21 protein-coding genes are annotated in these 22792 nt (G+C 64.1%); 9 read left to right on the plus strand and 12 right to left on the minus strand.

Annotated elements, in window-relative coordinates:
* Nucleotides 1–10: 10 nt before the first annotated feature.
* The 3 genes from lysA to argH all read right to left on the minus strand — a co-directional run bounded on the left by lysA (nucleotide 11) and on the right by argH (nucleotide 3036).
* Nucleotides 11–1279: a diaminopimelate decarboxylase gene (gene lysA, locus ACWGS9_RS16640; RefSeq protein WP_454506266.1), complete on the minus strand. Its 1269-nt coding sequence runs from the start codon at nucleotides 1277–1279 to the stop codon at nucleotides 11–13.
* Between the two features lie 21 nt (nucleotides 1280–1300).
* Nucleotides 1301–1507 (minus strand): lipoprotein, encoded by a 207-nt coding sequence (locus ACWGS9_RS16645; RefSeq protein ID WP_095767477.1) that lies wholly within the window; start codon nucleotides 1505–1507, stop codon nucleotides 1301–1303.
* Between the two features lie 128 nt (nucleotides 1508–1635).
* Nucleotides 1636–3036 carry an argininosuccinate lyase gene (argH, locus tag ACWGS9_RS16650; protein WP_454506267.1) on the minus strand — a complete coding sequence of 467 codons (1401 nt, stop codon included), beginning with the start codon at nucleotides 3034–3036 and terminating at the stop codon, nucleotides 1636–1638.
* 32 nt (nucleotides 3037–3068) lie between these two features.
* Between argH and tlpA the strand changes: the two genes are divergently transcribed.
* Nucleotides 3069–3752, plus strand: a complete 684-nt coding sequence (tlpA, locus tag ACWGS9_RS16655) for a thiol:disulfide interchange protein TlpA (protein ID WP_454506268.1) — start codon at nucleotides 3069–3071, stop codon at nucleotides 3750–3752.
* A 193-nt stretch (nucleotides 3753–3945) separates the two neighbouring features.
* Here tlpA and ACWGS9_RS16660 read toward each other — a convergent pair whose 3' ends face one another.
* Together ACWGS9_RS16660 and ACWGS9_RS16665 are read right to left on the minus strand one after the other, a co-directional pair.
* On the minus strand, nucleotides 3946–6390 hold the full coding sequence (locus ACWGS9_RS16660; RefSeq protein WP_454506269.1) for a putative bifunctional diguanylate cyclase/phosphodiesterase: 2445 nt from the start codon (nucleotides 6388–6390) through the stop codon (nucleotides 3946–3948).
* Nucleotides 6391–6626: 236 nt separating this feature from the next.
* A complete protein-coding gene (locus ACWGS9_RS16665) occupies nucleotides 6627–7667 on the minus strand; it encodes an endonuclease/exonuclease/phosphatase family protein (RefSeq protein ID WP_454506270.1) in 1041 nt (346 codons plus the stop codon).
* A 365-nt stretch (nucleotides 7668–8032) separates the two neighbouring features.
* Between ACWGS9_RS16665 and ACWGS9_RS16670 the strand changes: the two genes are divergently transcribed.
* From ACWGS9_RS16670 to ACWGS9_RS16690, 5 genes are all read left to right on the plus strand, one after another.
* Nucleotides 8033–9385, plus strand: a complete 1353-nt coding sequence (locus ACWGS9_RS16670) for an extracellular solute-binding protein (RefSeq protein WP_454506271.1) — start codon at nucleotides 8033–8035, stop codon at nucleotides 9383–9385.
* Nucleotides 9386–9488: 103 nt separating this feature from the next.
* Nucleotides 9489–10373 (plus strand): carbohydrate ABC transporter permease, encoded by an 885-nt coding sequence (locus ACWGS9_RS16675; RefSeq protein WP_454506272.1) that lies wholly within the window; start codon nucleotides 9489–9491, stop codon nucleotides 10371–10373.
* 4 nt (nucleotides 10374–10377) lie between these two features.
* Nucleotides 10378–11292: an ABC transporter permease subunit gene (locus ACWGS9_RS16680; RefSeq protein ID WP_454506273.1), complete on the plus strand. Its 915-nt coding sequence runs from the start codon at nucleotides 10378–10380 to the stop codon at nucleotides 11290–11292.
* 12 nt (nucleotides 11293–11304) lie between these two features.
* Nucleotides 11305–12405: a sn-glycerol-3-phosphate ABC transporter ATP-binding protein UgpC gene (gene ugpC / locus ACWGS9_RS16685; RefSeq protein ID WP_320216615.1), complete on the plus strand. Its 1101-nt coding sequence runs from the start codon at nucleotides 11305–11307 to the stop codon at nucleotides 12403–12405.
* A 50-nt stretch (nucleotides 12406–12455) separates the two neighbouring features.
* Nucleotides 12456–13250 (plus strand): phosphodiesterase, encoded by a 795-nt coding sequence (locus tag ACWGS9_RS16690; protein ID WP_454506274.1) that lies wholly within the window; start codon nucleotides 12456–12458, stop codon nucleotides 13248–13250.
* Nucleotide 13251: 1 nt separating this feature from the next.
* Here ACWGS9_RS16690 and ACWGS9_RS16695 read toward each other — a convergent pair whose 3' ends face one another.
* From ACWGS9_RS16695 to ACWGS9_RS16715, 5 genes are all read right to left on the minus strand, one after another.
* A complete protein-coding gene (locus ACWGS9_RS16695; RefSeq protein ID WP_454506275.1) occupies nucleotides 13252–13650 on the minus strand; it encodes a type II toxin-antitoxin system VapC family toxin in 399 nt (132 codons plus the stop codon).
* The gene (locus tag ACWGS9_RS16700) at nucleotides 13647–13922 is read right to left on the minus strand and encodes an AbrB/MazE/SpoVT family DNA-binding domain-containing protein (RefSeq protein ID WP_454506276.1); all 276 of its coding nucleotides are present in this window, start codon (nucleotides 13920–13922) and stop codon (nucleotides 13647–13649) included. The genes ACWGS9_RS16695 and ACWGS9_RS16700 overlap by 4 nt, the downstream gene beginning before the upstream one ends.
* Nucleotides 13923–13979: 57 nt before the next feature.
* Nucleotides 13980–15062: an ABC transporter ATP-binding protein gene (locus ACWGS9_RS16705; RefSeq protein ID WP_454506277.1), complete on the minus strand. Its 1083-nt coding sequence runs from the start codon at nucleotides 15060–15062 to the stop codon at nucleotides 13980–13982.
* The gene (locus ACWGS9_RS16710) at nucleotides 15059–16585 is read right to left on the minus strand and encodes an ABC transporter permease (protein WP_454506278.1); all 1527 of its coding nucleotides are present in this window, start codon (nucleotides 16583–16585) and stop codon (nucleotides 15059–15061) included. Before ACWGS9_RS16710 ends, ACWGS9_RS16705 begins: the two co-directional genes overlap by 4 nt.
* A 208-nt stretch (nucleotides 16586–16793) precedes the next feature.
* Nucleotides 16794–17798, minus strand: a complete 1005-nt coding sequence (locus ACWGS9_RS16715) for an iron ABC transporter substrate-binding protein (RefSeq protein ID WP_454506279.1) — start codon at nucleotides 17796–17798, stop codon at nucleotides 16794–16796.
* Nucleotides 17799–18004: 206 nt separating this feature from the next.
* Here ACWGS9_RS16715 and ACWGS9_RS16720 point away from each other — a divergent pair, with 206 nt between their 5' ends.
* The 3 genes from ACWGS9_RS16720 (at nucleotide 18005) to ACWGS9_RS16730 (ending at nucleotide 21346) form a co-directional block, all read left to right on the plus strand.
* Nucleotides 18005–18556, plus strand: a complete 552-nt coding sequence (locus ACWGS9_RS16720; RefSeq protein ID WP_454506280.1) for a sigma-70 family RNA polymerase sigma factor — start codon at nucleotides 18005–18007, stop codon at nucleotides 18554–18556.
* A 1-nt stretch (nucleotide 18557) separates the two neighbouring features.
* Complete coding sequence (locus tag ACWGS9_RS16725; protein WP_454506281.1) at nucleotides 18558–19196, plus strand: NrsF family protein; 639 nt, start codon at nucleotides 18558–18560, stop codon at nucleotides 19194–19196.
* Nucleotides 19197–19369: 173 nt separating this feature from the next.
* A complete protein-coding gene (locus tag ACWGS9_RS16730; RefSeq protein WP_454506282.1) occupies nucleotides 19370–21346 on the plus strand; it encodes a PAS domain S-box protein in 1977 nt (658 codons plus the stop codon).
* Between the two features lie 18 nt (nucleotides 21347–21364).
* Here ACWGS9_RS16730 and ACWGS9_RS16735 read toward each other — a convergent pair whose 3' ends face one another.
* Nucleotides 21365–22243, minus strand: coding sequence for a 3-hydroxybutyryl-CoA dehydrogenase (locus ACWGS9_RS16735; RefSeq protein ID WP_224527472.1), 879 nt, complete (start codon nucleotides 22241–22243; stop codon nucleotides 21365–21367).
* Between the two features lie 201 nt (nucleotides 22244–22444).
* A partial coding sequence (locus ACWGS9_RS16740) for an electron transfer flavoprotein subunit alpha/FixB family protein (RefSeq protein WP_454506283.1) occupies nucleotides 22445–22792 on the minus strand: 348 nt, incomplete at its 5' end.

The raw sequence follows: 22792 nt of genomic DNA on the forward strand, positions 1-22792 counted from the left end.
GCGGAAAACGCTACTTCAGCCAGTCGGGGATCGAATCGAGCCCGATCAGGTCCTCATAGGTTTGGCGCGGCCGCACGACATGGAAGCGGTCGCCGTCGACCAGCACCTCCGGCACCAGAAGCCTGGTGTTGTAGGTGCCGGCCTGCACCGCGCCGTAGGCGCCGGCGGTGGAAATTGCGATCAGGTCGCCGGCCTTCAGCTTCGGCAGGTCGCGGTCGAGGCCGATGAAGTCGCCGGTCTCGCAGACCGGGCCGACGACATCCACCTTCATGCGCGGCGTGGAGGACGGCTGCTGCACCACCGGCCTGATGTCGTGGAAAGCGTCATAGAGCGTCGGCCGGATCAGGTCGTTCATGGCGGCGTCGACGACGAGGAAGTTCTTCGCGTCGCCTTCCTTCACATAGATGACCTGCGACACCAGGATGCCGGCATTGCCGACGATCAGGCGGCCAGGCTCGAACATCACCTTGAGACCGAGCTTGGTGACGTGCTTCCTGACGATCCCGGCATAGGCGTCGGGCAGCGGCGGCGGGTTGTTGTCGACGCGGTAAGGAATGCCGAGGCCGCCGCCGAGATCGACATGCTCGATCGCATGCCCGTCGGCGCGTAGCGCCCCGACCAGTTCGACGAGCAGCGCGAAGGCGTCGTCGAAAGGCTGCAACTCGGTGATCTGGCTGCCGATATGGGTGTCGATGCCGGTCACCTTGATCCCAGGCAATTCAGCCGCGCGGGCATAGACCTGCCGTGCCCGCTGCCATGGAATGCCGAACTTGTTCTCGGCCTTGCCGGTCGAGATCTTCTTATGCGTCCTGGCGTCGACATCCGGATTGATGCGCAGCGAGACAGGCGCCACCTTGCCGAGCGCCACGGCACGCGCCGACAGCAATTCCAGCTCCGGCTCGGATTCGACGTTGAAGCAGAGAATGCCGGCGGAAAGCGCGAAGTCCATCTCGCGCGCGGTCTTGCCGACGCCGGAAAACAGGATCCTGTTGGCCGGGATGCCGGCGGCCAAGGCGCGGCGCAGTTCGCCTTCCGAGACCACGTCGGCGCCTGCGCCTTGCTTGGCCAGCGTCCTCAGCACGGCCTGGTTGGAGTTCGCCTTCATGGCGTAGCAAACCATCGCGTCGAGGCCGGAGAAAGCCTCCTTGAAGACACGGAAATGCCGGGTCAACGTCGCCGTCGAATAGCAATAGAACGGCGTGCCGACCTCGGCTGCGATATCGGGGATCGCGACATCCTCGGCATGGAGCGCGCCGTCGCGGTAATCGAAATGGTTCACGAGGATTGGTTCCGGAAAAGATCAAAGCAGAGGATCGAGGATGAACTTCCTGTCCTTGACCGGTTTCTCCGGCTCGGGCGGCACCGGCTGCTTGGCACGTTCTGCATCCTTGCGCGCCTGCTCCGCCGCCTCGTATGGCGTGTCGAGTCCGGTCTTCCTGCCGCAGGCCGTGACGGTGACAACCGCCGCCAGCAGCGCGAGCGTCACCAAAATCCTGCTACGGGTCATCGATCCATCCGTTCGAAACTGTTTTGCGTGCTGCGCTTTTAGCCGAGTTTTCGGCGCATTGCATCCCGGCAATTGTTTTGATGCATGTCGTTGTCCCAGAACCGCTGCACACTTCTGGGCGACATGCATTAAGCCTTGGCGAGCCGCTTTTTCCAGTAGCGGATCTGCTTTCGAACTTCCGACGGCGCGGTGCCGCCGAAGCTTGTGCGGCTCTTCACCGAATTCTGCACGGCAAGCACCGAGAAGATGTCGTCGGTGATGCCGGGATGGATCGAATGCAGATCCTCCAGCGAGAGCTTCTCCAGCCCGACCTTCTTTTCCTCGGCGAGCGCCACGGCGCGGCCAGTGACATGATGGGCTTCGCGGAACGGAAGACCGAGATTGCGCACCAGCCAGTCGGCAAGGTCGGTCGCGGTGGCGTGACCGGCGCCGGCAGCCTTCTTCATGGCGGCGGCGTTGACGGTCATGTCGCGCACCATGCCGGTCGTCGCCGCCAGCATCAGGTCAAGCGTCTCGGCGGCGTCGAAGACCGCTTCCTTGTCTTCCTGCATGTCCTTGCCATAGGTCAGTGGCATGCCCTTCATCACCGTCAACAGGCCGACGAGATGGCCGTTGACGCGTCCGGTCTTGCCACGCACCAGCTCTGCGGCGTCCGGGTTCTTCTTCTGCGGCATGATCGAGGAGCCGGTGGAGAACGAGTCCGACAGGCGGATGAAGCCGAATTGCGGCGTCGACCAGATGATGATCTCCTCGGCGAGCCTGGACAGATGCGTCGCGCAGATCGCGGCGAGGCTCAGGAATTCGAGCGCGAAGTCGCGGTCCGAAACGCTGTCCAGCGAATTGCGCGTCGGCTCGCGGAAACCGAGCGCCTTCGCCGTCATATGGCGGTCGATGCCGAAGCTGGTGCCGGCAAGGGCGGCCGCGCCCAGCGGACTTTCATCCATGCGCCCGATGGCATCGTGGACGCGCGACAGGTCGCGGCCGAACATCTCGACATAGGCCATGCAGTGGTGGCCGAAGGTCACCGGCTGCGCGGCCTGCATATGGGTGAAGCCGGGCATGACGGTTGCGGCATGCTCCTCGGCGCGTTCGACGAATGCGGCGATCAGGTCCTTCAATGCTCGGGCGACGCGCTGACATTCCTCCTTGACCCAGAGCCTGAGATCGACCGCCACCTGGTCGTTGCGCGAGCGGGCGGTGTGCAGGCGTCCCGCCGCCGGGCCGATCAGGTCGGCAAGCCGCGCCTCGACATTCATGTGGATGTCTTCCAGCTTGGTCGAGAATTCGAACTTGCCGGCCTCGATCTCTTTCAGAATCGTGTTCAGCCCGTGAGCGATTTTTTCTTGATCGGCTGCCGAAATAATGCCCGTTTCAGCCAACATCTCGCTATGGGCGATCGATCCGCCTATGTCCTGTGCATAGAGTTTGCGGTCGAAGCCGATCGAGGCGTTGATCGCTTCCATGATTGCGGCCGGACCCGAGGCAAAACGTCCGCCCCACATCTGGTTGCTGGCCTTCTTGTCGCTCATCGCTATAACCCGTGCTCCGGAGCAGTATTGAAATGGCAGACGGCAATAGGTTCTTTTTTCCGGCTACGCGCCTCATCCTCGCCGCCCTGGTGGCGGGCGTGCTGGCCGGCGCGGTCGCGGTATATGTCAGCGAGAGCGGTTCTGGCAACAATGCTGCGGGGAAGGTCGCCGCGGTCGCCGGCAAGGACGATGCCGCCTGCACGGCCAAGGCTGGACGCGCCAAGCAGGTCGCCGCGAAAGCCGTCGGCCAGGTCGCGGCGCTGCAGCCGGCCGATCCGCCGCAATCGCTGAAGAGCCTGGCCTTCAACGGCCCCGACGGCAAGCCGATGACGATTGCCGACCACGCCGGCAAAACGGTGCTGCTCAATCTGTGGGCGACCTGGTGCGCGCCGTGCCGCGCGGAAATGCCGGCACTCGATGCGCTGCAGAAGGAAAAGGGCAGCAATGCCTTCGAGGTTATTGCGGTCAATGTCGACACCGGCGACGATACGAAGCCGAAGAAATTCCTCAAGGACATCGGCGTCGAGACGCTCGCCTATTACCGGGATCCGACGATTGCCCTGTTCAACGAGGCCAAGACGCGCGGGCTGGCACTCGGACTCCCCGTGACCATGCTGATCGACGCGGAAGGCTGCCTGATCGCGCATATGAACGGCCCGGCCGAATGGTCGAGCCCTGACGCCAAGCGGCTGGTGGAAGCGGCACTCGAACCCTGATCACCCTAAAGCGCGTCGCGCTGAAACGGATTCAGGCGACGCGCTTTAAGTCCTTGTTTTTATGCATGTCGTTGTCCCAGAACCGCGTACACTTCTGGGCGACATGCAGTAAGTTTGTTTTTGCGCAATTCCGGACGGAAGGCTGCGGCGAAGTCGCCGAGCCTGACCGCTATGCACTTTTCCTGGAATTGGGTCAGACCGAGCGCGCGGCCGCGGCAGGCTCGAGCATCAGGATGCTGCCGCCGCTCTTGACGCCGCCGTCATCGGCCGCCGGAACGCCGGTCAGCTCGCCGAATGCCTCGATCGGGCCAGGCCTGCCGAGATAATATCCCTGGCCGATGTCGCAATCCTCGGCATCGAGAAAGCGCAGCTCGTCCAGCGTCTCGACGCCTTCGGCCAGAACCGGCAGGCCGAGGCCGCGTCCCAGACCAAGCACGGCGCGCACGATGGTCGCGACCTGGCCGTTGCGGTCGACCGATTTGATGAAGGACCCATCGATCTTGATCTTGTCGAACGGGAAGGCGCGCAGGTTGGACAGCGACGAATAGCCGGTGCCGAAATCGTCCATCGCCACGCGCACGCCGAGCGCCTTGATCTGTCGCAAGGTGGCCAACGCCCGCGGCATGTCCTTCACCAGCGCCGTTTCGGTGATCTCGAGCTCGAGCCTGCCGGCCGCCAGGCCCGAGCGCAGCAGCACCTCATGCACCTTGCGGCTGAAATCGGGATTGTGGAGCTGCACCGCCGAGACGTTGACGGCGACCGTCAGCGGGTTCTTCCAACTCGCCGCCTCCCTGCAGGCCGTCGCCAGCACCCACTCGCCGATCTGGGCGATCGAACCGCTGTCCTCGGCAACCGGGATGAACACCGAAGGCGGAACGTCTCCGCGTTCGGGATGCTGCCAGCGGAGCAAAGCCTCGAAGCCGACCATCCTGCCGCTGCTGATCTCCTTCTGCGGCTGGTAGACGAGCCGGAACTCGTCGCGCGCCACCGCCTGGCGCAGGTCCTGCTCCATGATGCGCCGGTCGCGCGCCTCGGCGCCCATCGAGGCCTCGAAATAGCGGAAGGTATCCTTGCCTTCGGCCTTGGCGCGATAGAGCGCGGTGTCGGCATGGCTGACCAGCGCCGCCTGTTCGTCGGCATCGAGCGGGTAGAGCGCGATACCGATGCTGGCCGACACCATGCCGCCGGGCGACAGCCGGTTCTCCTCGCGCAGGGCGGAAAGCACGGCTTCGGCGATGCGGCCGGCCGCCTGCGGATCGGGAAGGTTGGGAGCGACGATGGCGAATTCGTCGCCGCCGAGCCGGGCCAGCATCTGGCCGTGGCGCAGCACGCTGGAGGCGCAATGGGCCACCTTTTGCAGCACGGCATCGCCGGCGGCGTGGCCGAAGAAATCGTTCACTTCCTTGAACCGGTCGAGATCGAGAAGCATGAGCGCCAGCTGGCCGCCCTTGCCGGCACCGTTGCCTCCTGGGGCCGACGCGGCGATCTCGGCTTCCAGCCGGCCGGTGAAGCTGCGGCGGTTGGCAAGCCCGGTGAGCGGGTCGTAATGCGCCAGGCGCATGATCTCCTGCTCGGCCTTCCTGCGCTCGCGAATGTCGCGAACGGCAACGACCAGATGAGGCTTGCCGCAATAGTCGATGCTTCTGGCGATAAGCTCCACCGGAATAGGGCTGTCGCCCTGGCCGCGGAGGTCGGCTTCCTGCGCCTGTCCGTTGCCGGCGGCGATGGCAGAGGCAATCCGCTCGCCGAACAGGTCGCCGAGCGTCATCTTGTTCAGCGCGGCAGCGGCGACGCCGCTCAGCGCCGCGATGCTGTCATTGGCGCTGACGATGCGGTTGCCGTCGCAGACGATGAGGCCTTCGACGGCGGCATTGGCGAGGCCGTGCATGCGCTCGGCCTCGATCCTGTGACGGCGAAAGCGCAGGTCGATCCACAGCGCTGTGGCCGACAGCACCAGGATGACCAGGCTTGCCGCCGCGGCGGCGAAGGCCTGCGACATCGGCGCGATCGTGAATTTCGAGATCTCGATCGAGGAATCCGGATAGATCGAGACGGCGGCCATGGCGATGAAATGCAGCGTGCAGATCGCCAGCGTCAGCAGGACCGCGCCGACGACCGTCGCCAGGGTCGACGGCCGGCGAAGCACGACGAGCAAGGAGAGCGCGGCAAGCGTTGTGCCCGAGACCAGCGAGGCGGCGACCAGCAATTGGTTCCAGACGATCCGGCCTTCGACTTCGAAAGCCGCCATGCCGGTATAGTGCATCGCCGCAATGCCGATGCCGAGCACTGTGCCGCCGACGAGATAGTGGTCGATGCCGCCGCGCATCGTCGCGATCCACATGCCGGCCGCGGTCACAATCACGGACATCGCCAGCGAAGCCACCGAAAGCTCGGCGTTGTAGGCGTTGGGTATTCCCGGCGTGAAGGCGATCATGGCGATGAAATGCGTCGCCCAGATGCCAAATCCGGTCGACGCGGCAGCAATCAGCAACCAGGCATGCCGGTTTCGACTGGTCGATTGCACGACATGGCGAAGGAGATTGACGGCCGAAAAACAGGAGATTCCGCAAATGAGCGCGGCCAGTGCGACCAGTCTCAGATCGTGCTCGTTCACGATACAATTATAGACGGCCAGCATCGTGCTTCACCTGATCTACCCGCATTCAATCAAGGCAACGTGATTGATTAGGGCCGGACGGCTGAAGAATCGATTATGCCGCCCGCAACCACTGCGTGCTTTCGAGGTTGCATTTCCTGAGGGGTTATGCGCCAGAATGGATTTCCGGATCGATTTGGCCGTATCGACTGGGCCGTATCGACTGGGCCGGATCAATTGGGCCGGATCAATTGGGACTGTGTCGATCCGGACGGCCGTCACTTCACCCGCACCGTTACCACCAGCGCCTCGTGGTCGGCGCTCGGGCCGCCGTCCGGCAACACCGCCGGCAGCGTCGCCGGCGCGCTTGCCGCAAGGCCCCGTGTGAAGAACCAGTCGATATGGCCGGCGGGCGTGACGTCGCCGGCCGCGCGCCGCTGCGTCGGCTTGTCGAACGCGTTGGCGTCGCGCCAGTCGTAACCTCGCCCGGCCATGATCGCGAAGAGCGGCTCGTGCCGGTCGGGGCGCATCAGCCGGTCCGGTTCGGCGACAATGCGCTTTAGCCACGCCGCAGGATCGTCATTGCGTTCCGGATAAGTGGCGGTCAGCGTGTTGAAGTCGCCACCGATCAGGACCGGCGCTTCCGCGTCATATCTGTCGATGGCGTCGAGCAGGTGGCGTGTCTGGTCGGCACGGCCGGCCGGGTCTGTGCGGTTTTCGAGATGCACCGAAACGACCGTGACCCGGCGGTCGCCGACCATCACCTGGCCGCCGAGCGCCATGCGGCCGCCGATGCGCGGCTGGCCGTGCTGCGGCAGGAACCAGGCGCCGGCCGCATCCAGGCGAATGAGAAAAGGCCGCAGCAGCGGAACGGCGCTGGTTATGGCATTTCCGTGGAAGCCCTCGGTGTTTTCGGCGCCGCCATTGGCCGCCTGCTCCGTCTCGTTGCCGGTGCCGAGTTCGAGGAACTCGACGCCATAGGCGAAGGAGTGGCCTAGACGATCGGCAAGCCGGCTCAACAGATGGCCGTTGCCGGAGCGCGCCATGCCCTTGTCGACCTCGGACAAAAGCACAACGTCCGGCGCCTGGCCGGCGATCGTTTCGACGATGGCGTCGACATGACGGAGCCGCTCGACGTTCCAGGCCATGACGGTCAAGCTCTCGCCGGCGCCCTCACGCGAGGCCTTGCCGCCGATCTCGATCTCGCCGAGGGCGGGAATGGCGGCCGCGTGGCGCAGATGGGTGGCGCTGTCGCGCGGCCCGTCCCGCATCGCGTTGCGGGCGGTGACAGGCACGTGCGTGAGCTGCGGGACCAGCATGTCTCTTCTCATCCAGTTAGCCGGTTAATCACGGAAGGTCTTTTCTTCGCTTCGAGGCGCGCTAGCTTCCTAGAGCCGGATGATTTCAGGTCGAATCGACCTGAAATCTGAATCCGTCTCTAAATCCAAGAGATAGAGCATGATGTCGCCCGGAAACCGCTTCACACTTTTCGGCATCATGCTCTAGAGCGCCGATGTGACGTTTTCATGCCGGCGCGACCGCTGCCAGGGAGGAGAGACGGGCTGTCCACAGGGGCTGCTTACCGGTCCAGTGGTCACAACAGAACTGTCACATACCTTCTCTATGAGAGCGGGCAAGGACTTGCGCAAAACCCTTGTCAACTGTCACTCAAGAGGGAAAAACCATGACGATCATCAAGCGGGGCTTTGCCGCCCTTGCCGCCGGCGCGCTGAGCACCGCGCTTGCGGTTCCTGCTTTTGCAGAGCCGGTCAAATTCGATTTCTGGTTCGGTCTTTCGGGCGATCTCGCCCGCGTCGTCGATACGCTGTGCAAGAACTTCAACGGTTCCCAGAAGGACTATGAAGTCGTCTGCACCAGCCAGGGCAATTACGACGCCACGCTGCAGAACACGATCGCCGCCTTCCGTGCCGGCAAGCAGCCCACCGTCGTCCAGGTCTATGACGTGGGCACCGCCACCATGATGCTGTCGGGCGCCTACAAGCCCGCCGACAAGCTGATGGAGGAGAACGGCTACAAGATCGACTACAGCGACTATTTCCCCGGCATCGCGCGCTATTACGCGACGTCGAAGGGCGAGATGCTGTCCTTCCCGTTCAATTCCTCGACGGCGCTGATGTACTGGAACAAGGACGCCTTCGCCAAGATCGGCAAGACCGAGGCGCCGAAGACCTGGGAAGATGTCGGCGCCGACCTCAAGGCGCTCAAGGACGCCGGCTATGATTGCCCGATGGCGATCAATATCTCGGCCAACGAAAGCTGGCAGATCATGGAGCAGTTCTCGGCCATTCACGGCCAGCCGATCGCCACCAAGAACAATGGTTATGACGGTCTCGACGCCCGTCTGGAAATGAACAAGACCAAGTTCGTCCAGTACGTCACCGACTTGAAGAAGTGGTATGACGCCGGCCTGATCAAGATCAAGTCGAAGGACCTCGGCCAGGATATGGTGCAGGCCTTTGCCACCGGCACCTGCCAGGTCATCATGACCTCGGTCGGCGACCACGGCACGGTCGGCAAGACGCAGAAGGAAGGCATGAACTGGGATGTCGCCGAGCTGCCGGCCTATGCCGGCACCGAGCGCAAGAACTCGCTGGTCGGCGGCGCTTCGCTGTGGGTGCTGTCCGGCAAGTCGGACGCCGAATACAAGGGCGCGGCCGCTTTCCTCAACTTCATCCACGACCCCAAGACCGCTTTGTTCTGGTCGACCAACACCGGCTACATTCCGGTGACGAAGTCCGGCTTCGAATACATGAAGTCCAGCGGCTTCTACGACAAGGCGCCCTACAAGGGGCGTGAAGTGGCGATCGCCAGCCTGACCGCTTCGGAACCGACCGAGATCACCCGCGGCATCCGCCTCGGCAACTTCACCCAGATCCGCGCCGAGTTCGGCACGCAGATGCAGGCGATCTTCGCCAACAAGGTCAGCGTACAGGAAGGCATCGACGCGCTGGTCAAGAACGGCGACGCCATCCTCGAGCGCTTCCAGCAGACCTATCCGAACAAGACGCTGCCCTGATCCCGGATAGTGGAACGGCCGCCCGCCGAGAATCGACGGGCGGCCATTTCACATCTAGGGTTGTCGGGAAAGCGGCTGACGGTTCAACGGCATCGGCGGATCGATGGAAAAACGCGTCACTTTCGGCAAATGGACGATCGGCATCCTGTTCGCGGTGCCGCAGCTCCTTCTCATCTTCACCTTCTTCTACTGGCCCGCCGGACAGGCGGTGTACTGGTCGCTGACGCTGCAGCAGCCATGGGGCGGCGGCAACATCTGGGTCGGGCTCGACAATTTCCGCTCGATATTGTCCAACGCCGACTATTGGAATTCGATCACCGCCAGCCTGATCTTTGCCGGAATCAGCACTGGCCTTGCGATGTTCATCGCGCTTGTGCTCGCCGCCCTGACCGACCGCCAGCTCGCCGGCTCATGGCTGTATCGCGTGGTGCTGATCTGGCCTTACGGCATCGCCGCACCCGCGCTGGCGATGGCCTTTCGTTTCATCCTGGCGCCCGAAGCCGGCTTCATGGCCTTCGTCAACCAGTTCTGGCCGGGCTTCTGGGACCCCGGCCTCAACGGCACCGATGCCATGGCTTCGATCATCCTCGCCTTCTCCTGGAAATATGTCGGCTATAATTTCATCTTCTTCCTCGCCGCCTTCCAGGCCATCCCACGCTCGCTGATCGAGGCGGCGGCCATGGACGGCTCCGGTGTTATCCGGCGTTTCTGGGACATTCAATTCCCGCTGATCACTCCGACCATCTTCTTCCTCTTGGTCATCAACATCACCGAGAGCTTCCAGGATTCCTTCGGCATCGTCGACATCATGACCGCCGGCGGGCCGGCCAACGCCACCAATCTGATGGTCTACAAGATCTATTCCGACGGCTTCAAGGGCTTGGATTACTCCGGCGCCGCCGCGCAGAGCATCATCCTGATGCTGCTCATCGTCCTGCTTACCATCTTCCAGTTCCGCTTCATCGAGCGGCGCGTGCATTACAGGTGAGGCCATGGTCGAGCGCACTCCGATCCTCAACTTCCTCACGCATCTGATCCTGCTCGTCGGCTTTGTATTTTGCGTGGCGCCGTTCGCCATCGTGGCGATCGCGGCCTCGCACAATCTGAAGGACGTCAACGACGTGCCGATGTCGCTGCTGCCGGGCAGCGACTTCTGGGTCAACATCAAGACGGCGTGGACGACCGCCGATCTCGGACCGAAGCTGCTCAACAGCTTCATCATGGCGGCCGGCGTCGCCGCCGGCAAAGTCATCATCTCGGCGCTGACCGCCTTCTCGATCGTCTATTTCCGCTATCCCGGCCGCACCTTGATCTTCTGGCTGATCTTCATCACGCTGATGCTGCCGCTCGAAGTGCGCATCGTGCCGACCTATGCGGTCGTTGCCAACGTGCTGTCGCCCTACCAGGCTATCCTCGACGTGACGGGCATCAGCTGGCTGATCGAGAAGATATCGGGCGTGCAGGTCCAGCTCAGCCTTGGGCTGCTCAATTCCTATACCGGCCTGATCATGCCGCTGATCGCCACCGCCACCGGCACCTTCCTCTACCGGCAGTTCTTCCTGACTGTGCCGGATGAGCTGACCGAAGCCGCCCGCATGGACGGCGCCGGCTCGCTGCGCTTCTTCATCGATATCCTGTTGCCGCTGTCGCGCAACAACATGGCGGCGCTCGGCACCATCATGTTCCTGTGGGCCTGGAACCAGTATCTTTGGCCGCTGCTGATCACCACGGACGCCAGCCACGCCACGGCGGTGACCGAGCTCAAGCAGCTCATCCCCAATGTCGGCGGAGCGCCGGAATGGCATATCGCCATGGCCGGCACGCTGATCGTCATGCTGCCGCCGCTGATCGTGGTGGTGCTGATGCAACGCTGGTTCGTGCGCGGCCTGATCGCCACCGAAAAATAAGGAGACAAAGAAATGGCCTCCATCACCATTCGCGGCGTCAAGAAGAATTACGCCAAGACGCAGGTCGTGCACGGTGTCGATCTCGACTTCGCCTCGGGCGAATTCGTCGTCATCCTCGGGCCGTCCGGCTGCGGCAAGTCCACGCTGCTCAGGATGATCGCGGGGCTGGAAGAGATTTCCGACGGCACGATCGCGATCGACAACACCGTGGTCAACAAGCTCGAGCCGCGCGAACGCGGCTGCGCCATGGTGTTCCAGAACTACGCGCTCTACCCGCATATGAGCGTTTCGCAGAATATCGGCTATTCGTTGAAGGTGGCCGGCGTTCCCTCGGCCGAGCGCACCCAGCGCATCCAGGCGGTGGCGCGCGTCCTGGAACTGGAACACCTGCTCGACCGCAAGCCGATGGCGCTGTCCGGCGGCCAGCGCCAGCGCGTCGCGATGGGCCGCGCCATGATCCGCGAGCCCAAGGTGTTCCTCTTCGACGAGCCGCTCTCCAATCTCGACGCCAAGCTGCGCGTCCAGATGCGCTCCGAGATCCGCAAGCTGCACCGGCGTCTCAGCGCCACCTCGGTCTTCGTCACGCATGATCAGGTCGAGGCGATGACGCTGGCCGACCGGCTGGTGGTGATGAATGGCGGCCGCGTCGAGCAGGTCGGCACGCCGGCGGAAGTCTACAGCCGGCCGGCAAGCCGCTTCGTGGCGACCTTCGTCGGCGCGCCGGCCATGAACATGCTCGAAGGTACCGTTACGCTCGACGGGCTGTCGTTGCTCGGCGACAGCCGCAAGCTCAACGTGTCGCGCACAGGCCTTGCCGTGGGTTCGAAAGTGGCGGTCGGCATTCGGCCGGAGGCGGTGCGCGTGGTGGCGCCGGGCACGCCCGGGGCGCTGGCGGCGACTGTCGACCTCATCGAGGAGTTGGGTGCCGGCCGCGTCATCTATGTCGATCTCGACGGCGCGCCGTTCTCCATCGTGACGTCGGAGACCGTCCACCCCGAACCAGGGAGCACGGTCGGCCTGCAGTTCGCCGAGGCGGACCTGCACTTCTTCTCCTCGGAGACCGGCGCCAGGCTCGACGTGTTCAAGGCTTCGGTGCCGGAGCCGGCGCTGTAAGGCGATCCTTGCACGGCTGACTTTACAAAATTCGACCGAGGGTTCGTGAGATGAAGATCATCCAGGTTACCGACGTCCATCTCGATCGTCGGCATCAGATACGTTATGGCGCGAACCTGAATGAGCGGCTCGATCGTTGCATAGACCATATCAATGCGCGGCACGGGGATGCCACGCTTTGCATCTTCACCGGCGACCTCGCAGATGACGGCGAAGCCGAGAGTTACGCCGATTTGAGATCGGCGCTCAACCGGCTCACCGTGCCTTACCGGCTGCTGCCTGGAAACCACGACCGGCGCGCCAACCTCATCGCCGCCTTCCCGGAAAACGGCACCGACGGCAACGGCTTCGTGCAGTCGGTTTTCGACACGCCGGAAGGGAGGCTCGTTTTTCTCGACAGCCTGGCGGAAGGCCGTGTCACCGGCGAGTTGTGCGACAACCGGCTTGGCTGGCTCGATGCACGGCTCGCCGAGGCAGGCAAAGCGGCCTATGTTTTCCTGCACCATCCGCCGGTCGAACTCGGGCTCACCCTGCTTGACCCGCTCGGACTCGAACAGCCGCAGCGGCTCATCGATCTCCTGACCCGCCACGGCAATGTCCGCTACATCTTCTTCGGCCATGTCCACCGCGACATCGCCGGCACCGTCGCCGGCATTCCGTTCTCGGTGCAGCGCGGGCTTCATGCCCGTTTCATGCTCGACCTGGTCGGCGACGAGGCGGTCGAGCAGGCGCCGCCCGCCTATTCGATCATCCTGATCGATGGGCAGCGCGTCGTCATCCACAGCCACGATTTCCTGGAGCAATGGCCGTTGTGGTCGCCAGCGACGGGGCAGCGCGTGCGGTAGATCACTCGAGCAGCAGTGTGGGCGTTCCCTGTCCTTCGACCAGCTTTATCGCTTTCCTGTCGAAAGACACGAAGGTTTCGCCGCCGAGCCACTGACCGTCGAACGCGATCACGCCATCGGCGAAATCTCCACCGGCGTCGAGCACGGCCAGGCCCGCTTCGATCGTTGGGCGGTTGGCCACGACGTTGCGCATGTCGAGGATGCGGCGGATCGAGGCGGATATGTCAGGCCGCGCGACCCGGTAACTTCTATCCAGCACCCAAACAAACTCGCAGAGCGCCTGAACGCTGATCGCGACCAACTCGGCCCCCTCAAGGGCATCAACCGCTTGCTGTTGCTGCGTTGGGTCATCCCCGACGATAAGGCGCAACAGCACGTTCGAGTCGAGGCTGATCTTCACTTGCGCTCGATTCCGCGCATCCCGCCCGAAGCGCCGGCGTCGGCGATCGCATCGTTGATCTCCTCGATCGAAAGCCGTGCGCCGTTCGTCTTACCCTTGAGCATCCCGCTCAGCTCTTGCCAGGAGCCCTTGCCCTGGTCGGCTTTCAGCTCCGCCCGCCCATCGGGCAGAAGATCAAGCCTGATCTTGTCGCCGGGCCGGATGCCGAGGTGCTTGAGCACATCCTTCCGGAACGTGACCTGGCCCCGTGCTGTAACCGTCAAAGTCGTCATGATGTGGCCTCCGAGCGCCAAAAATAATGCAGAACTACATTATTCTCAAGACGGAGATCAAGCAAAGACATGCGCTTTGCCGGTCACGGTGAGGCGCACGATCTCGCCGATCGCCGGCGCGTCCATGCCTGTCCTGCGCAGGATGAGCGGCGTGTTGCCGATCGCAGCCGCATCGGGCGGATCAAGGCTGTTGAGCAGGCGCACCGCGACGGTGCAGACCGAGCCTGCGAATTCGCAGTCCGTCACTTCGCCGAACAGCATGTCCGGTGTGCCCGACATGCCTTCGCGCGAGGTCCGCTTGAGCAGGACCTGCTCGGGTCGCAGCATGATGCGCGCGACATCGCGCCGTTCCTCTGTGTCGACGGCGATGCGGCCGAGCCGCGATTCGGCAAAGCCGTCCGCGATCCGGGCCGGCACTATGATGGTGTCGCCGAGGAACTCGGCGACCATCCTGTCCCTGGGTTGGAAATAGAGCTCGCGCGGCGTGCCGACCTGCGAGAACAAGCCGTCGCGCATCACCGCCACCTGGCTGGCGAAGGACAGCGCCTCGGCCTGGTCGTGCGTGACCAGGATAGTGGTGATGCCCGCCTCTTCCAGAAGCTCGGCAACGGCCTTGCGCATCGACGTGCGAAGCCCGGTGTCGAGGGCCGAGAAGGGCTCGTCGAGCAGCATCAGCCTGGGCTTCATCGCCATGGCGCGGGCAAGCGCCACGCGCTGCTGCTGGCCGCCGGAAAGCTCGTGCGGCCGGCGTTTCAGAACCGCCTTGTCCAGCCCGACGATGTAAGCGAGTTCGACGATATTCTCGGCTCGTCTGTCGGCATTCCGCGCGATGCCGAAACCGATATTGTCGGCGATGCTGAGATGCGGGAACAGGGCGCCATCCTGGGCCACCACGCCGATGCCGCGGCGGTGTGCCGGCACTGCGGCTCCGCCATTGGCGAGCACCTTGCCGTCGAGCGCGATGCGGCCGCGGTCCGGCGCCTCGAAGCCGGCGATCAGCCTGAGCAAGGTGGTCTTGCCGCAGCCGGAAGGGCCGACGATCGCGGTGCGGCTGCCGCTTTCGACCTCAAGGTCGACGCCGGCCAGCGCCGCCACCGGGCCGTAGTTTTTCGCGACGCCGCTGAGTTCGAGAAAGCTCATCGCCCGGCCATCCGCTTCGACTGGACGTAGAGCCACCAGGTCATCGGCAAGGACATCGCCACCATGATCAGCGCATAAGGGGCGGCGGAGGCGTAGTCGATCTCGCCGCTATAGGACCAGAAGGCCATCGCCAGCGTGCGGGTGCCGTTGGGCGCCAGCATCTGGGCGGCGGTGAGCTCGTTGGTGATGCCGAGCGCCACCATCGCCATGCCGGCGGCGGCACCGGGCGCCGACAGGCGGATGGTCGTCGACCACAGCGCCTTGACCGGCGGACGGCCGAGGCTGGAAGCGGCGCGTTCCAGCTCCACCGGCGCCTGCGCGATCGAGGCGCGCAGGCTTATGAGCGCGCGCGGCAGGAACATCAGCGCGTAACCGAACAGGATGGTGAACAGCGTCTGGTAGAGCGGCAGCGCGACGCGCACGGTGATGGTCACCAGCGCCAGCGCGATGACCACGCCCGGCAACGCGCCAACGATGTAATTGCAGCTCTCGAGCACGCGCTGCAGCCGTCCTGGCGCGCGGATCGAGATCCAGGCCATCGGCATGGCGGCAATTGTTGCAAGCACCGCGCCGGCGATAGCAAGGAACAGCGTCTGGCCGAGCGCCAGGCCGATCTCGTCCCAACGCCAGACATCGGTCCCGCCGGCGAGCAGCCAGCGGCCTATGGTGACGAATGGCACACCGAGCGAAAGCAGCGCGACGCCCGCCGGCAAAAGCAGGCAGGGCAGCGTGGCGCGGCCAAGCCGGGCGCGCTGCTGCTTGCGCGCGGCGCCGGAACCGACGCGCGCATAGCGTTCCTCGCCGCGTATCGTCACCTCCAGAGCGAGCAGGAAAAGGCAGCAGACCACAAGCACGGCGCCCAGCATGTTGGCGGCCGGGCCGTTGAAGGTCGACTGGAATTGATCGACGATCGCGGTGGTGAAAGTGTCGAAGCGGATAAAGACATAGAGGCCGTATTCGGCCAGCAGATGCAGGCCGACCAGCAGCGACCCGCCGCAGATGGCGAGCCTGAGCTGCGGCAGCACGACGCGCGCGAAAACCCGCCACGGGCCAAGACCGAGTGCCGCCGCGGCATCCTCCAGTGCGGGGTCGAGGCGGCGCAACGCGGCGGCGATCGGCAGATAGAGGAACGGGAAATAGGCGATGACGGAGACAAGCACGCCGGCCCAGAGCCCGTGCAGGCCAGGGACAAAGCTGATCCAGGCATAGCTGTGCACGAAAGCGGGGACGGCGAGCGGCGCGACCGACAGCCACGACCACAGCCGATTGCCCGGCAGGTCGCTGCGCTCGGTCAACCAGGCCAGCGCCACTGATAGCGCGATGGCGATCGGCACGGTGACGATGACGAGGAGTCCGGTGTTGACCAGCAGTTCGCCGACGCGCGGGCGGATGATCAGCGCCACAACCGTATCCCAGCCGGTCTGGATCGCGATCCAGACGATGAAGGCGAGCGGCAGCAGCGAGATCAGGGAGATCAGAGCCGCGGCGAGCGTGATCCACGACGTGGACCGGCGCTTCTTCATCCCGGCCGCCGGCAGCCCAGGACGCGTGAGGTGGATCGCGGACGCCATCAGCCGGAATAGGCCGCCTGGAAGCGACGTGATGAACCGCGGACGCGGCCGCAAACGCAGATGATCGTCATCGACGAGGCCATCTCCAAAACAAAAGCGCTCCCACGGAAGCGAATTCCCGCGGGAGCACGGTCGTTTGCCCTTTTAGGACGAACGCGAACTAAAGCAAGCCGGCTTGCGTCATCAGGTCGATGACCTTCTTGGAATTCAGCGTCGCCGGGTCGACCTTCGGCGCCTGAAGGTCGGCCAGCGGCACCAGCTTCGGATTGGAGTCATCGCCCTTGCCGACCGCATACTCATACGAAGTTCCGGTCTTGAGCACCTCCTGGCCCGCCTTGCCGGTGACCCACTTCAGGAAGGCCTGGGCTTCCTTCGGGTGCTTGCTCGAGGCCAGCACGCCGCCACCGGAAACGGATATGAAAGCGCCCGGATCCTGGTTCTTGAAATAGTGCTGCCCGATATTCTTGCTGTTCTCGCCGGTCTTGGCCTGATCGCCGACATAGTAATAGTGGTAGATCACGCCGCCATCGATCTCGCCGGCATTGACCGCCTTCATCACCGTGCTGTTGCCCTTGTAGGCGGCGAAGTTCTCCTTCATGCCTTTCAGCCAGTTGACGGTCGCGGCTTCGCCCTTGAGCTGCAGCAGGGCGCTGACGATGGCCTGGAAATCGGCACCGGCGGGCGAGGCGGCCCAGCGGCCCTTCCAGCTCGGATCGGCAAGATCGAGCAGCGACTTGGGCAACTGGTCTTCCTTAAGCTTGTCCTTGTTGTAGGCAAAGACGGTGCTGCGGGCGGCGACGCCGACCCACTTGCCGCTCGACGGCTGGTATTCCTGCGGAACCTGGGCCAGCGTATCGGCGTCGACCGGGGCGAACAGGCCCGCCGCCTCGACCAGCGCCATGGCCGGCGAGTTCTCGGTCAGGAACACGTCGGCCGGCGAGGCCGCGCCCTCTGCCACGATCTGGTTGGAGAAGTCGCTGTCGCCGCCATTGCGCAGCGTGACCCTGATGCCGGTTTCCTTGGTGAACCCCTTCGCCCATTCCTTGGCGAGGCTCTCATGCTGGGCATTGTAGACAACGATGCCTTGATCCGCGGCCATGGCCGGGCCGGCGATCAGGCCGAGCGCCAGCGCGGCGCCGGCGAGCGTGGAAAGGGCAATCTTCATGGGCATCGTCCTCAAATCTGGAGACAGGGGCTTGGGCACAGCTGTCACCTAGCAATACATGACTATCATAGTCAACATTGTGACCCTGCTTCAATCGGTCGCCGTGCCGCAAACTTTCGTGATTTTGCGGTAGTTTGGTTTGGACATTATTTCGCCGGCCACGTAACAAACCAGGGCCGAGACGCGAACATCGGGGGTAAACTCTTGTGACCGGCAAGGACGAGGCAGAGTTCTCCCGGCTGCTCAAGGCCGCGATCGCGGGAGACGAAAGGGCTTATGCCGACTTTCTGCACCGGATAGCCGCCCTCGTTCGCGGCTTTGTCCGGCGCAAGATCGTTCAGGGCGGGGTCGACCCCGAGGATGTCGTGCAGGAAACCTTGCTGGCCATTCATGTGAAACGTCACACCTGGCGGCCGGACGCGCCGGTATTGCCCTGGGTCTATGCGATTGCCCGCTTCAAGCTGATCGACGCGTTTCGCCGGCGCGGGCGGCGCATCGAGGTTGAGATCGGCGAGATCGCCGAGACCTTCGCCGAGCCGGAGGCGGAAACGGTCAGCGATCGCGACATCAATCGGGCGCTCGACGGCCTGCCGCCGGCGCAGCGCTCGGTGGTCTCCTCAATCTCGGTCGATGGCCATTCGATCGGCGAGACGGCCACCAAGCTCGGCATCAGCGAGACGGCGGTGCGCGTGTCGCTGCACCGCGGCCTCGCCGCGATCGCCAAGCGATTCGGACAGGAGCGATTCGGACGACAGTGACATGAGGACCGAGGATCTCATCAAGGCGCTCGACGCCGATGCCCGCGACAAGGCGATGCCGCTTGGCCGGGCCTGGTGGCTGGCCGTCGGCGTGGCCGTGGCGATCGCGGCAGCGGTTTTCTTTGCGACCATCGGACCGCGTCCCGACATCATGCCGGCCATGCACACGATGCGCTTCATGTCGAAATTCGTGTTCACGCTGGTGCTTGCGGCCAGCGCCTTCGCGCTGATCCGCGCGCTGTCGATGCCGGGTGCTTCGACCAGGCGGGTGATGGCCTGGATGGTCGCGGCGCCCGCGCTGGTCGTGCTGGCGGTCGTGCTGGAGCTATTTGTCGTGCCCGAGGCCGATTGGGGCACGCGGCTCGTCGGCTCGAACATGATGATCTGCATGAGCTTCATCCCGCTGATCGGCATCGGCCCGCTGGCGATCTTCCTCGGCATGCTGCGTTACGGCGCGCCGACGCGGCCGGTGTTTGCCGGCGCGGTCGCCGGCCTGCTTGCGGGTGGGCTTGCGGCAACCTTCTATGCCGCGCATTGCTTCGACGATTCGCCGCTCTTCGTCGCCACCTGGTATACGATCGCGATCGCCTTCCTCACGCTGCTCGGGGCCATCGGCGGGCGGCTTTTCGTGCGCTGGTAGCCACCGGAGCGATTTTCGCAACAGTCCCTTAATCATGCCGGCAATTGTTTGCCGGTTAGCGGACTGATCGCTGCCGTCCATGCAAGCATTCCTTAAAATCGATCCGCCAGGGTTGTGGCAACGTTCCGCCAGGGTTGTGGCAACGTGCAGTGCGTATTGGGTGGGATCGCATCGTGGCGTGGTTGAACTGGAAAGGGCTTCGTGCCGACAGGCACGCTGCGCAGGGTCTGCTGGTGGTCGGCCTGGTTGCCGCCGTCGTATCGATCCTGCTGCCGCGACTTGAGTTTGGTGCCGACGCGCTGAAGCTCTGCCTACAGATATCCGTCGCCATCACGGCCGCGACGCTGTTTTTGTCGGCGCTGTTCATTCACCGCATCGTCGACGACCGCCGGCAGATCGCCGAGAGCGAGCAGCGCTTCCGCCGCGCCATGGAGGATTCGGCGATCGGCGTCGCCATAGTCGGGCTCGACGGGCGCATCCAGCAAGCCAACCCTTCCTTCGCCGCCATGCTGGGCTACAGCCGCGGCGAGATCGAGGCACTGACTTTCCCGCAGATCACGCATCCGGACGATCTGCTGATCGGCCGTGAGACGATGCAGAGCGTAGGGGAAGGCAGGATCAGTTCCTACCATTTCGAAAAGCGCTATCTCAGGAAAGACGGGACCCCGGTCTGGGCACAGCTCGCTGGCTCGGTCATCCGCGACGAGGATACCGGCAAGCCGCTTTATCTGGTGTCGCAGATCGAGGACATCGATGCTCGCAAGCAGGCCGAGGCGCGCATCGCCGAGGCCGAGACCCGGTGGAATTTCGCGCTCGCCAGCGCCGGGCAGGGCGTCTGGAGCCTCGATATGCGCAAGGGCGGCACGGCCTATTCCGAAACCTGGGTGAAAATACTGGGCTATGCCGATGGCGAGCTCGACGGCGACCCCGACCGCTGGCTGACCATGATCCATCCCGACGATCAGGGACGCGTCGCCGAGGCGGATCGCGCGCATCTTGCCGGCGAGACGCCCTTTTTCGAGGCCGAGTTCCGGATGCGGCACAAGGACGGTCACTGGGTCTGGATCCTCGACCGCGGCAAGACGATCGAGCGTGACGCGGAGGGCCGGCTGATCCGGGCCATCGGCAGCCTGACCGATATCACCGAGCGCAAGGAGGCAGAGGCGCGGCTGATGGTTTCGGCGGCAATGCTGGCCGACGAAAAGGAGCGTCTCAGGGTGACGTTGCAGTCGATCGGCGACGCGGTGATCTGCACCGACGCCGCCAACCGCGTCACCTTCATGAATCCGGTCGCGGAAAAGCTTACCGGTATTGAAGTCGGTGAGGCTATGGGAAAGGTGCTCGGCCATGTCTACTGGGCGGTCGACGAGGAAAGTGGACAGAGAATCGGCTTGACGCGCCCTTCGGCGAGCGAGCGGCCGCATTGCGACCAAAACACCCGCGCGGTCCTCGTCCGGCGCGACGATACGCGCTGCAGCATCCGCCAGGTGGTGTCGCCGATCATGAACGACCGCGACGAGTTCTGCGGCCTGGTCATCGTCTTCCAGGATTTCACCGACGCGCGCGCCCTGCAGCGCCAACTGGCCTACGCCGCCGCCCATGATGCGCTGACCGGGCTCGCCAACCGCTCGAGCTTCATCCGCATCATGGAGGACCTAGTCGACCAATGCCGCCTCAATGGCGGCGAGCATCAGTTCATGTTCGTCGACCTCGACCACTTCAAGGCGGTCAACGACACCGGCGGCCATGCCGCGGGCGATGCGCTGCTCAAGCAGGTGGCCGATAGCCTGCGCAATGTGCTCGGTCCGGAAGACATCGTCGCGCGGCTCGGCGGCGACGAGTTCGCCGTTATCCTCAAATCGGGCGCCGCGGCGCGCGGGCCGATCGCGGCGCGCTCGATCATCGATGCCATCCGCAATCTCAATTTCAGCTGGGACGGGCGCCCGCATTCGATCGGCGCCAGCATCGGGCTTGCGCCGATCCGCGCCGGTTGCGGCGAAGTGGACGAGATCATCGCCCGCGCGGACGCCGCCTGCTATGCCGCCAAGGCGGCGGGCCGAGGCTGCGTTTCCGCCGCGCCCGGCGAAGTTTCGCTCGACGAAGTTTCGAAAGGCAGTGCGACGCCTCTGCCGCTCGCCGCGGCGTCGTAGGCGTTCAGCCAGGGAGGATCAGCGCGTCGGCACCGGATGGTCGCCGCGATAGTCGTAGAAGCCGCGGCCGGTCTTGCGGCCGAGCCAGCCGGCTTCGACATATTTCACCAGCAGCGGGCAGGGGCGGTATTTCGAATCCGACAGGCCCTCATGCAGCACCTGCATGATCGACAGGCAGGTGTCGAGGCCGATGAAGTCGGCGAGCTGCAGCGGTCCCATCGGATGGTTGGCGCCGAGCCGCATGGCGGTGTCGATGGCATCGACCGTGCCGACGCCTTCGTAGAGCGTGTAGATCGCCTCGTTGATCATCGGCAGCAGGATGCGGTTGACGATGAAGGCCGGAAAGTCCTCCGAGACGGTGATCGTCTTGTCGAGATGCTTCACATAGCTCTTGGCCGCCTCGAAGGTCTGGTCCTCTGTGGCGATGCCGCGCACCAGTTCGACCAGCTTCATCACCGGCACCGGGTTCATGAAATGTATGCCGATGAAGCGTTCCGGACGGTCGGTCTGGGCTGCGAGCCGGGTGATCGAAATCGACGAAGTGTTGGTTGCCAGGATCGCTTCCGGATTGAGCTGCGGGCAAAGCTGCGCATAGATCTTGCGCTTGACCGTCTCGTCCTCGGTGGCCGCTTCGATCACCAGGTCGGCGGCGGCGAGATCGGCCATGGCCGGAGCGGCGGAGATGCGCGCCATCGCTTCGTTGCGCGCCTTTTCCTCAAGCTTGCCGGAGCCCACCTGGCGGGCCATGTTGCCGCTGATGGTGGCGATGCCCTTCTCGATCCGATCGGGCGACACGTCGTGGATCAGGACCTTGTAACCGCCCAACGCCGAGACATGGGCAATACCGCCGCCCATCTGACCTGCGCCGACAATGCCGATCGTCTCGATCTTGCTCATTACCCCGATCCCGTCTGGAGCATTTCCGCTTCTTTAAAGCGGGAAAGTGCTCCTGTTTGTTTATTTCCCGCAATCCGGATGCAAAACCGCCGGATAGCTTTCGAGCCTTGATGGCCCGCTTTTTGTGCAGTGCAAACTAAAAGGGCGGGGCGACTTCGTCTACCCCACCCTTTGGATTTTAATATGCCAGAACCGGCGGCGTCAAAGCGCCTTTTGCAGCTCCGGCAGGATGACGAAGAGATCGCCGACCAGGCCGTAGTCGGCAACCTGGAAGATCGGCGCTTCCTCGTCCTTGTTGATGGCGACGATGACCTTCGAATCCTTCATGCCGGCCAGGTGCTGGATGGCGCCGGAGATGCCGACGGCGATATAGAGGTCGGGCGCGACCACCTTGCCGGTCTGGCCGACCTGCCAGTCGTTCGGCGCGTAGCCGGCGTCGACCGCGGCGCGAGAGGCGCCTACCGCAGCACCCAGCTTGTCGGCGACCGGCAGGATGACTTCCTGGAACTTCTCCGAGGAGCCAAGCGCACGACCACCGGAGATGATGAT

The organism is Mesorhizobium sp. Arg314, assembly GCF_053714275.1.